Source organism: Pseudomonas sp. 32_A (assembly GCF_017490905.1).
Classification (GTDB): Bacteria; Pseudomonadota; Gammaproteobacteria; order Pseudomonadales; family Pseudomonadaceae; genus Aquipseudomonas; species Aquipseudomonas inefficax.
Genome location: NZ_JAFGYI010000010.1, coordinates 129,622 through 139,761 on the forward strand (window position 1 = coordinate 129,622; position 10,140 = coordinate 139,761).

Sequence of the window (10,140 nt, forward strand, 5' to 3'; positions counted from 1 at the left end):
CTCCCCCATCAGCTGAAGGAATGCGCCGTATCTGTGGGAGCGGCTTTAGCCGCGAACACCGGCGCAGCCGGTGCCATCTACCGCGTCGCCTGCTTCGCGGGCATGCCCGCTCCCACAGAGCTCCCCCATCAGCTGAAGGAATGCGCCGTATCTGTGGGAGCGGCTTTAGCCGCGAACACCGGCGCAGCCGGTGTCTACCGCGTCGCCTGCTTCGCGGGCATGCCCGCTCCCCACAGGGGCCCCGCAGGCCTGTGAATCTGGCGTCAGCCATTCACCAGGTTGGCCGGGCGCTCACCAGCCAGGGCACTGAGCAGGTTGTCCACCGCACAGCGCGCCATGGCCTGGCGGGTTTCTTCGGTCGCAGAGCCGATATGCGGGGTCGCCACCACGTTGTCCAGTTGCAACAACGGCGACTGCGCCGACAACGGCTCCTGCGCGAATACATCCAGGCCGGCGCCGCGTATGCGTCGGGCACGCAACGCTTCGATCAGCGCCGGCTCATCCACCACGCGCCCGCGGGAAATGTTCACCAGGATTGCCTGTGGTTTCATCAGCGCCAGCTCCCGCGCGCCGATCAGGCCTTCGGTGCTGGCACTGAGCGGCACGGTCAGGCAAACGAAATCTGCCTGCTGCAACAGCTCGTCCAGGCTGCACTGACGCGCAGCATGGCGCGCCTCCACCTCAGGCTTGGCACGCTGGCTGTGATACAGCACACGCATGCCGAAGCCGGCCGCGGCGCGTCGGGCCAAGGCCTCGCCGATACGGCCCATGCCGACGATGCCCAGTGTCTTGCCGTGCACATCGCTGCCGAAATGCGCCGGGCCAAGGTTGGCCTGCCAGTGGCCGTCTCGCACCCAGTTCGCCAGTTCCACAACCCGTCTGGCGGTGGCCAGGATCAAGGCAAAGCCGGTATCGGCGGTGGTTTCGGTCAGCACATCCGGCGTATTGGTCAACATCACGCCGCGCCGGCTGAGTTCGGCGATGTCGTAGTTGTCCACCCCGACCGAAACGCTGGACACCACTTCAAGCTGTGGCGCCAGGTCGAGCAGGCTGGCGTCCAGGCGCAGGCTGGCCCCCAGCAGCCCGTGCGCGCCGGGCAAAGCATCGCGCAGGCGGGCCAGGCCATCGGGCCCGGAGGTATCCACCCAGGTCACCTCGACGCGTTCTTGCAGGCGTGCCATCAAGTCGTCGGACAGGCGTTTGTACAGCACGATTCGCTTCTTCATTGCACAGGCTCCTAATGGTTCATGGCCAGACGCGAGTTGCCGCGCTTGGCCCGGCCAGATGTCTGGGAAGTGTTGAGTGCGGCGGTAAGCGCCACTGCGGCCAGCAGCGCACCGCACATGAACAGGTAGGAGGCACCGGGCCCGCCCGTGACGCCATTGAGGTAACCCACCAGCCACGAGCCACCGAACGAGCCCAGCGCCCCCATGCTGTTGATCAGCGCCATGGCACCACCGGCGACGTTGGCCGGCAGGATCTCGGGCACGATCGCGAAGAACGGGCCATAGGGTGCGTACATGCAGGCGCCGGCGACCACCAGCAACGCGTACGACAGCCAGAAGTGCTCGCTGCCCAGGGCGTAGGAGCCATAGAACGCCACGGCGGCGATCAACAGTGGCGGCCAGACGAAGCGCTTGCGCTTCTGCAGCCGGTCAGATGCCCACGACACACCGACCATGCCCAGCACCGCCGCCAGGTAAGGGACCGACGACAGCCAGCCGGCCTGCACGATGTCGAGGTTGGCCGCCTGCTTGAGAATCGACGGCAACCACAGCACGAAGCCATACACACCAATGCTCCAGCAGAAATACTGCAGCGAAAGGATGATCACCTGCGGCGAGCGGAACGCCTCGCGGTAGTTCTTCACTGGCTTTATGCCTTGCTGCTCGGCAGCCAGCGCCTGCTCCAGGGCGGCCTTTTCCTGCTCGCTCAGCCAGTTCACCTGGGCCGGGCGGTCATCCACCAGGCGCCACCAGAAGAACGCCCAGATGACGGCGGGCAGGCCTTCGATGATGAACATCCAGCGCCAGTCGTAATGCTTGACGAGGTAACCCGACACCACCGACATCCACAGGATGGTCACCGGGTTGCCGAGGATCAGGAAGGTATTGGCGCGCGAACGTTCGGCGCGGGTGAACCAGTGGCACAGGTACACCAGCATGGCCGGCATCACCGCCGCCTCCACCACCCCGAGCAGGAAGCGGATGCCGATCAGCATGTAGACGTTGCTGACCACGCCAGTGAGCGTGGCAAGGCCACCCCAGAGGATCAGGCAGACAAAGATCAGCTTCTTCACGCTGCGCTTTTCGGCGTAGATGGCGCCAGGCACCTGGAAGAAGAAGTAACCAAGGAAGAACAGTGCCCCCAGCAGCGAAGACAGTGCGGGGGTGATGTGCAGGTCTTCAGCCATGCCGGAAGCGGCGGCGAACCCGTAGTTGGCGCGGTCCAGGTACGCCAGGCTATAGGTGAAGAACACGATCGGGATGATGTACCACCAGCGGCGAGGTGCCAGGCCTTGGCTTTGCATGGTTCGTTTCTCCTGAGCTTGTTGTTTTTGTTGCAACAGGTGTTTCGGGATCAAGTTTTCACGCGCTTCTGCGCAGGTCGTGGGCTTGCAGCTCATGGCGCAGCGGCAGCCCTTCCATGTCGCCACGCGACTGCACGGCGCGGCTGCCGCACCAGTTGCCACGCGCCACTGCCTCGGCTACCGGGTGGCCCTCCAGCAGCGCACTGAGCACGCCGACGGCAAAGGCATCGCCGGCGCCAACGGTGTCTACTACCCGGCTGACCGGTACTGATGCCACCTGGCCCTCGCCCTTGGCGCTGCGGAAGTAGGCACCGGCGTCGCCCAGCTTGATCACCACCAGTTCCACCCCTTGGTCGAGGTAGAACGCGGCGATGTCTGCCGGGGTGTGCTGGCCGGTCAGCAGGCGGCCCTCTTCCAGGCCTGGCAGCACCCAGTCGGCCTTGGCCGCCAGGGCATTGACTTCGCGCACCATGCTGCTTTGGTCAGGCCACAGCGAGGGGCGCAGGTTGGGGTCGAAGGAGATGCTGCGCCCGGCGGCACGCATTGCATCCATCAACGCATGGGACAGCGCCCGGCAGCCCTCCGACAGCGCCGGCGGGATGCCGGTGGCGTGCAAGTGGCGGGCTTGCACAAAGCCCGGGCGCAGCAGCGCCGGCGACAGCTGGCTGGCTGCCGAACCACGGCGGAAGTACTCCACCGCCGGGTCGCTGCCGTCATCGCAGCGGGCCTTGAGCTGGAAGCCGGTGGGGTAGCTGGCATCCACCTCGACACCGGAGCAGTCCAGGCCTTCGCGGCGCAGGCTATCGAGCACGAAACGGCCCAGCGAATCGTCGCCCACCCGGCTCAGCCAGCGAACCTTGAAGCCCAGCCGCGCCAGGCCGATGGCCACGTTACTGTCGGCGCCGGCAATGCGCTTGCCGAACTGGCCGACACTGGCCAGGTCGCCGGCCTGCTCGGCGACGAACATGGCCATGGTCTCGCCGAAACACAACACGTCATGTTCATGCATGGCTCAGCTCCTCACTCGATACGCCCTGCCCCAGCGCCGCCAGGTCGCGCACCTGGTCACGGGTCAGCGCCAGCAGATCGTCGCTCACCAACGGGTACTCGACAGCACGCGCCACGCCGGGGGTGAACTCGGCCATCAGCTCAGCCCATTCCTGCAGGTCCGCGGTCGCTGGCGGGACGGCTACCAGGCGGCCATCGGGCCGGCGCTGCACGGCCTTGCAGTGCACATAGCGCACCCAGCGGCCAAGCTGGCGTGCGGCGTGCCGGGCAGGCTCGCCCTGCCACTGCCAGTTACCGATGTCGAAGGTCATGCCCAGGGTCAGCCCGAGCTCGTCGGCGCGCTGGAAAAACTGCTGCAGGGGTTCAATTCGCCCACCTTGGGTGGTCTGGTCGTTCTCCACCAGCAGCAACGGCCCGTGCACCGGTAACAGCGTCGCCAAGGCCGCGACGTCACAGCCGGCGTGGTAGTGGCCCAGGGAAACCTTGAGCGCTACCGCGCCAAGGGCTCGGGCGGTTTGCAGTTTGTGCGCCAATTGCGGGTCAGGCACGCCTTGTGCGGTCCACAATTCGAGGGGCGTGGAGTACAGGCACTCCAGTCCCTGTGCGGCAATGGCTGCAGCCAGCACCGCGGTGTCCGGCGCCTGGGTGAACAGCTCTTCGCGCAGTTCCACGCGGGTGACGCCGGCGGCAGCCAGCAGGCCAAGGAAGTGCTCCTGGCCACGCTGCCGGACAAAGTCGGCGCCGTAGCTGGAGAGGCTGATGGAAACGGGGTTCGAGTGCATTGTTGTTGTCCTTTTGAAACCGGTTTCATTTTTGCTGACAACAGGCAGGCAGGGAGGTGCCTGCCTGTGATTACTGTGGCTGGGTTGAACCTCGGATGATCAGCTCGGCCTTGAAGTCGATGCGCCGGGCTGCCCCGCTGTCGCCGCGCAGGCGGCCAAGCAGGCTCTCGAATGCTGCCACGCCGATTCGCTCGGTGGGCTGGGCCAGTGCAGTGATGCCAGTGCCGACCAAGGGGTACCAGTCGAGGTCGTCGAGGGCGATCAGCCCGACGTCCGCGAACAGATTGCACCCTGTCTGGTGCAGGGCCCGGCTCACGGCCAGGGTGGCGACACCGTTGAAGGTGAAGATGGCCTGCGGGCCATGGCCCCTGCCGGCGAGGAACGAAGCCAGCTGGTCATCCAGCCCGGGGCCGACTTCCAGCACCTGCTGGCGCATGCCATGGCGACGGCTGACCGACGTGCCGAACGCCTGTACCCGCTCCAGGCGCGAGCTGGTGCCATCGAGCGGCTCGGTGACCGCCATGATGTCGCGGTAGCCTTGCGCCTGCAGGTGGTCCAGGGCCTGCTCGACCGCGTCGGCATTGTCCAGGCCCACCAGGTCGACATTCAGTTCGGGCAACTGGCGATCGACCAGCACCATGGGAATGTCGCGCTGCAGGTGGAGCAATTCGCCGGGGTGATGGCCAAGCGTGTTCACGATCAGCCCTTCGACGTTGTAGGACTGCAGGGCCACCAGGTGGTGACGCTCCTGCTCGTCGTCGCGGTTGGTGTTGCACACCACCAGGCTGTAGCCGTGCTGGCGGCAGGCAGTTTCCACGCCATGCATCACGGCCACTGAATAGGGGTTGAGGATATCGGCTACCAGCATGCCGATCAGGCGCGTCTGGCCGCGCTTCAGACCACGGGCCATCTGGTTGGGGCGGTAACCGAGGCGCTCGATGACCTCTTCCAGGCGCTTGGCTGTGGCTTCGGCGAGCAACTGGCGATCACCCCCGATGTAACGGGAGACGGTGGCCTTGGAAACGCCAGCGACACGCGCTACTTCGCTGATGGTGACCCGTTCGCGGGCATGGGCAGGCGCGTCGGTCATGGGCTGTCCTTATGATTGTTGTGATAGCGATGAAACCGGTTTCAATACAGCAAAATCACACGCGTTCGTCAACATGCCGTTGGTCGGGAGTGCGATATTCATGCGTAGTAAATGCAGTAAAAATACGCTTTAACTAACTGATAAATATAGAAAGTAAACGAGAAACCCTGTGGGAGCGGGTTCACCCGCGAATGCGATGGCGAATGTGCCGACGCATTCGCGGGTAAACCCGCTCCCACAGTGGATTGGGGGTTGCAGACAGAGGGATGCAGTTAACGGAGGGATTTCACATCATCGGCGGTGACGGCATCCCCTTGGTTACCCCAACTGGTGCGAATGAAGTTCACCACCTCGGCAACCTCTTGGTCACTCAGCCGCCAGCCGAACGCCGGCATGGTGAAGTTCGACGGTGCCGCGTGCGTCGCCGGCACTGTGCCCCCCGCCAATACCACGTGGATAAGCGATGTGGCATTCGTCGTCTGCACCACCGGGTTACCGGCCAGGGCCGGGAACACGCGGGTATAGCCCTGGCCATCGGTACGGTGGCAGGCTGCGCAGTTGTCGATGTACACCGCCGCCCCGGGCTTGCTGTCGTCGCCCTTCCACAGGGCATCCGCCACCTGTTTGTCGTACACGTGCGGCCGGTCGTCAGGGTTGCTTGGCGGCAGCGTCTTCAAATAGCGGGCGATAGCAGTCAGGTCGGCATCGCTCAGGTGTTGCATGCTGTGCTCGACCACGTCGCTCATGCCACCAAACACGGCGCTGCGGTCGCTACGACCAGTCTTCAGAAACTGCACCAGCTGCTCTTCGCTCCAGCTACCGAGGCCGTCCTTGTGGTCACCACGCAGGTTCTTGGCAATCCAGCCTTCCAGCGGTGCACTGCCAGCCAGAAACTGCTCGCCATCCTGTGGGCTCAGTGCCTTTTCCTGCATGGTCAGCGCCCGCGGCGTATGGCACGCACCACAGTGCCCCAGGCCCTCGACCAGGTAGGCACCGCGGTTGACCACCGGGTCGGCCGCCGCCGATGCCTGCCAGGGCTTGGCCTCTGGCGCGAACAACCCGCGCCAGATCGCCAGCGGCCAGCGCATGCTCAGTGGCCAGGGGATGTCGCTGGCCTTGTTCGGCTGTTCGACCGGTTCCACGCCCTTCATGAAGTAGGCATACAGCGCCTGCATGTCCTGCTCGCTGACACGCGCATAGGACGGGTATGGCATGGCCGGATACAGGGTGCTGCCGTCCTTGCCGATGCCCTTGCGCACCGCCTGGTCGAAGTCTTCGAAGCTGTACTGGCCGATACCACTGGCCGCCGGCGTAATGTTGGTTGAGTACACCGTGCCGATCGGTGTTTCCATCGGCAGCCCACCGGCGAATGGCTTGCCGCCTTCGGCGGTATGGCAGGCGACGCAGTCGCCGGCGCGGGCCAGGTACTCGCCCTGACGCACCTGCGCATCGTCATTTGGCGCAGCCTGTGCAGCCACGCTGGCACCCAGCAGGGTTGCGATCAACATTGTCTTCATGCGCATCGCTCCTCAAGCCTGAACCAGCGGACCAGGGTTTTTCAGGTATTGCTCGCGGATGGCGCGGGCCGACCAGTAAGTCAGCGCAGCCACCAGCCCGGTCGGGTTGTAACCCAGCCCCTGAGGGAACGCCGAAGCCCCTGGAACGAACACGTTGTGCACGTCCCAGCTCTGCAGATAGCGGTTCAACGCACTGGTTTTCGGGTCGGTGCCCATGATCGCGCCACCGTTCAGGTGGGTGGTCTGGTAGCTGGCAGTGTTGAAGTGGTCCTTGACCTTCTTGCCCAGCACGGCAATAGCCTTGGGGTTCATCGCCTGGGCGATCTTGCTGAGCTTGTCGACCATGAACTGGTTCATCCTGATGTCGTTTTCCTGCCAGTCGAAGGTCATGCGCAACAGCGGCTGGCCGTAGGCGTCGCGGTAGGTCGGGTCGAGGTCCAGGTAGTTGCCGCGGTAGGACTGGTGAGCGCCGTGGGCGTCCATCGACACCTGGTGGGTGTAGTAGTCGGCGGTGGCCTTCTTCCAGGCGCTGCCCCAGGCCGGTGTGCCCGGCGGGGTCGCGCCACCGGCAATCGGCCGCGTGCCGGCCTGGTTCACCCACATCGGCGAACCGCCGACGAAACCGTGCGGGCCATGGTCGAAGTTGTCGGCGTTGAAATCATCGATGGCGATACCGTTGCCACCGGCGCCGATGAAGTTGTTGGTGTAGGTGTCCTTGTCGAAGAACGCCTTGACCGTGCCCATGTTCTGGTAGGCGAAGTTACGCCCGACCACACCTTCGTTCTTGATGGGGTCGTAGGGTTTGCCGATGCCGGACAGCAGCATCAGGCGCACGTTGTTGAACTGGAACGCCGCCAGGATCACCAGGTCCGCCGGCTGCTCCACTTCCCGCCCCTGGGCGTCGATGTAGGTCACCCCGGTGGCCTTGCGCTTGCTGTCATCCAGGTTCACCCGCAGCACATGGGCGTTGGGCCGCAATTCGAAGTTCGGCACCTGGCGCAGCGCCGGCAGGATGTTCACGTTGGGCGAGGCCTTGGAATACATGTAACACACGTAGCCACTGCAGAAGCCGCAGAAGTTGCACGGCCCCATCTGCGCCCCGTAGGGGTTGGTGTAAGAGCCGGAGGTGTTGGCCGAGGGCAAGTTGTAGGGCTTGTAGCCCAGGCTGGCCGCCGCCTTTTCGAACAGCCTGGCCGACACCACGTTTTTCTGCGAAGGCAGCGGGAACGGGCTGGAACGGTCCGGCGCATAGGGGTTGCCGCCCTTCCCTTCGCCAACGACCTGGCCATTGACGGTCCACGCCTGGCCAGAGGTACCGAATACCTTTTCGGCGAAGTCGAAATGCGGTTCCAGTTCTTCGTAGCTGACCCCGAAGTCCTGGATAGTCATGTCTTCAGGGATGAACTTGCGCCCGTAGCGTTCTTCGTAGTGGCTGCGCATGCGCAGCTCCATCGGGTCCACCCGGAAGTGCACGCCAGACCAGTGCAGGCCTGCGCCACCTACACCTTTGCCCGGCAGGAAGGCACCGAGCTGGCGATTGGGCAGTGCCACGTCGTTCATGCCATGGCGGATGGTGACGGTTTCCTTCGACACATCGACGAACAGCTTCTTGCGCACGCTGTAGGTCAGCTCGTCGATCACCTGCGGGTAGCTGCCTTCCGGGTAGGTGTCCTGCATCGGCCCCCGCTCCAGGGCCACTACCTGTAGCCCGGCTTCGGTCAGTTCCTTGGCCATGATCGCCCCGGCCCAGCCAAAGCCCACGATTACCGCGTCCACTTTCTTCATCACGGTCGCCATGCCTCAGGCCCTCTCGCCACGGATCGAAACAGCCGGGAACGGGTAAGGCTCGTTGCGCTCGACCCAATCCATGAAATCGGCGCGGGCGCCGGGGAAGCCGATCTGGGTCCAGCCGACCATGCCTTTGTTGCCGCCATGGATCGGGTCGCAGAAGAACCCTTCACGGGTGTTCTGCACCAGCAAGCTGAAGAACACCTTGGCCGGCACGGTGTCGAAAACCAGCTCTCCAGACTCGACCTTGCTGAGAACGTGGTCCCGGGTAGCGCTATCTTGCGCAGCAAAAACTTGCCCGGAATTGGCCTTGCACCAGCCGTCCACGGCGGCGATGCCCAGGCGGTAGATCTGTTGCGGGCTGAGTTGCAGCTGGTAACCCAGTTCAGGCGCGGCGTCGGCCTTGAACGGGCCTTGCATGTACCACTGCGCGCCGGTTGCGTAGGGGGTATTCATCTGCCGGTCGATGAATTCCGCAGCGCCGGCTTCAAGTGCGCCAGGGCCAAGCTCGTCGGCCGGGATGATGCGCGAGACGGCTGCCTGCACGAAAGCCCACTCCTCGGCAGTGAAGAATGTCGGCTGGTAGTTGCCCGCTGGTGGCGTTGCCGGCACTTTGGGTTCATGTTGCGGGGCCGCAAGCAGCTGACCGGCACCCACGCCAAGCCCCGTGCTGGCCACGGTGACCACGGGGATCAGGGTCAAGGTCTTGCGCAGAAAATCCCTGCGCGGGTTGTCTGGGGCATGCTCAGGCATTGCGAATCCTCATCGGCTGTGTGCGGCCTTGAAAAGCGCCATCTGGTTTTCAATACGGGGGTGGTCTTGATGGGCCATCAAGAAAACAGCCGGATAATCTAGCGTGTTCAGAAATGTTTTGAAACCGGTTTCATGCCGTACTTGCCTGTCATTAAGGATGCCCCTAAGCCTTTGCATCCAGCCAAGGTATTTTTCACACTCAGCACGCCTTGAGCTGCATCTTCAGATTCTAAATGCACAAAAGAAGAAAATTCCTACGATCGCATCGGACGTTTCGGGATTCCCGATAGATTGATTCCTGGTTTAGGTTCGGGCTTCAGCCAAATGCCTGCGACATCCGCATGGATACTTCATGCCACTACGCAGCAATGGCGCGCCGACAAACGAGGATTACGGATGTCCAATGAGCCCGATGTATCTGTAAAAGCAGTACACAGGAAGAAAAAACCGGTCCTGCTGGAGGATATCCAAGGGAGCCAGCAACCTCGCTCCAGCACCGGACCTGGGCACGCTATGGATCTTCCTGGCTACCCGGCCGACCCCGGCTTCCAGCTTCGCGGCGGCTTCGCCAACCTGATGCTTGACGCGGCCAACCCGCTGTTCGGCCTGGCCATTCGCCTGCAAACGCTGGATGACCTACCCAACATCGAACAGGTGCACAAGGCCCTGCAG

Annotated in this window: 8 protein-coding genes and 1 pseudogene; 1 reads left to right on the forward strand and 8 read right to left on the reverse strand. The window is 63.8% G+C overall.

Annotated elements, in window-relative coordinates:
• Positions 1-263: 263 nt before the first annotated feature.
• The 8 genes from J5M58_RS08895 to J5M58_RS08930 all read right to left on the reverse strand — a co-directional run bounded on the left by J5M58_RS08895 (position 264) and on the right by J5M58_RS08930 (position 9,468).
• Entirely contained in the window at positions 264-1,226 is a 963-nt protein-coding gene (locus J5M58_RS08895; protein ID WP_112252443.1) for a D-glycerate dehydrogenase, read from the reverse strand.
• Between the two features lie 11 nt (positions 1,227-1,237).
• Positions 1,238-2,530, reverse strand: a complete 1,293-nt coding sequence (locus J5M58_RS08900; protein WP_207877904.1) for an MFS transporter — start codon at positions 2,528-2,530, stop codon at positions 1,238-1,240.
• Positions 2,531-2,588: 58 nt separating this feature from the next.
• Positions 2,589-3,539: a sugar kinase gene (locus J5M58_RS08905; RefSeq protein WP_112252445.1), complete on the reverse strand. Its 951-nt coding sequence runs from the start codon at positions 3,537-3,539 to the stop codon at positions 2,589-2,591.
• Positions 3,532-4,320 (reverse strand): TIM barrel protein, encoded by a 789-nt coding sequence (locus J5M58_RS08910; RefSeq protein WP_112252446.1) that lies wholly within the window; start codon positions 4,318-4,320, stop codon positions 3,532-3,534. The genes J5M58_RS08905 and J5M58_RS08910 overlap by 8 nt, the downstream gene beginning before the upstream one ends.
• Positions 4,321-4,390: 70 nt before the next feature.
• Positions 4,391-5,410, reverse strand: a complete 1,020-nt coding sequence (locus tag J5M58_RS08915) for a LacI family DNA-binding transcriptional regulator (protein WP_112252447.1) — start codon at positions 5,408-5,410, stop codon at positions 4,391-4,393.
• 272 nt (positions 5,411-5,682) lie between these two features.
• On the reverse strand, positions 5,683-6,927 hold the full coding sequence (locus tag J5M58_RS08920; protein WP_112252448.1) for a cytochrome c: 1,245 nt from the start codon (positions 6,925-6,927) through the stop codon (positions 5,683-5,685).
• 12 nt (positions 6,928-6,939) lie between these two features.
• Complete coding sequence (locus tag J5M58_RS08925; RefSeq protein WP_112252449.1) at positions 6,940-8,724, reverse strand: GMC family oxidoreductase; 1,785 nt, start codon at positions 8,722-8,724, stop codon at positions 6,940-6,942.
• Between the two features lie 3 nt (positions 8,725-8,727).
• Positions 8,728-9,468, reverse strand: a complete 741-nt coding sequence (locus J5M58_RS08930; RefSeq protein ID WP_207877906.1) for a gluconate 2-dehydrogenase subunit 3 family protein — start codon at positions 9,466-9,468, stop codon at positions 8,728-8,730.
• Positions 9,469-9,864: 396 nt separating this feature from the next.
• Here J5M58_RS08930 and J5M58_RS27890 point away from each other — a divergent pair.
• A pseudogene (locus J5M58_RS27890) lies at positions 9,865-10,140 on the forward strand (DotU family type IV/VI secretion system protein); the annotation flags it as partial.

Excerpts from the sequence above, each read along its gene's own strand:
- J5M58_RS08915 (WP_112252447.1), bottom strand. The coding sequence starts at position 5,410 with ATGACCGACGCGCCTGCCCATGCCCGCGAACGGGTCACCATCAGCGAA.
- J5M58_RS08905 (WP_112252445.1), bottom strand. The coding sequence starts at position 3,539 with ATGCATGAACATGACGTGTTGTGTTTCGGCGAGACCATGGCCATGTTC.
- J5M58_RS08925 (WP_112252449.1), bottom strand. The coding sequence starts at position 8,724 with ATGGCGACCGTGATGAAGAAAGTGGACGCGGTAATCGTGGGCTTTGGC.
- J5M58_RS08930 (WP_207877906.1), bottom strand. The coding sequence starts at position 9,468 with ATGCCTGAGCATGCCCCAGACAACCCGCGCAGGGATTTTCTGCGCAAG.
- J5M58_RS08900 (WP_207877904.1), bottom strand. The coding sequence starts at position 2,530 with ATGCAAAGCCAAGGCCTGGCACCTCGCCGCTGGTGGTACATCATCCCG.
- J5M58_RS08895 (WP_112252443.1), bottom strand. The coding sequence starts at position 1,226 with ATGAAGAAGCGAATCGTGCTGTACAAACGCCTGTCCGACGACTTGATG.
- J5M58_RS08910 (WP_112252446.1), bottom strand. The coding sequence starts at position 4,320 with ATGCACTCGAACCCCGTTTCCATCAGCCTCTCCAGCTACGGCGCCGAC.
- J5M58_RS08920 (WP_112252448.1), bottom strand. The coding sequence starts at position 6,927 with ATGAAGACAATGTTGATCGCAACCCTGCTGGGTGCCAGCGTGGCTGCA.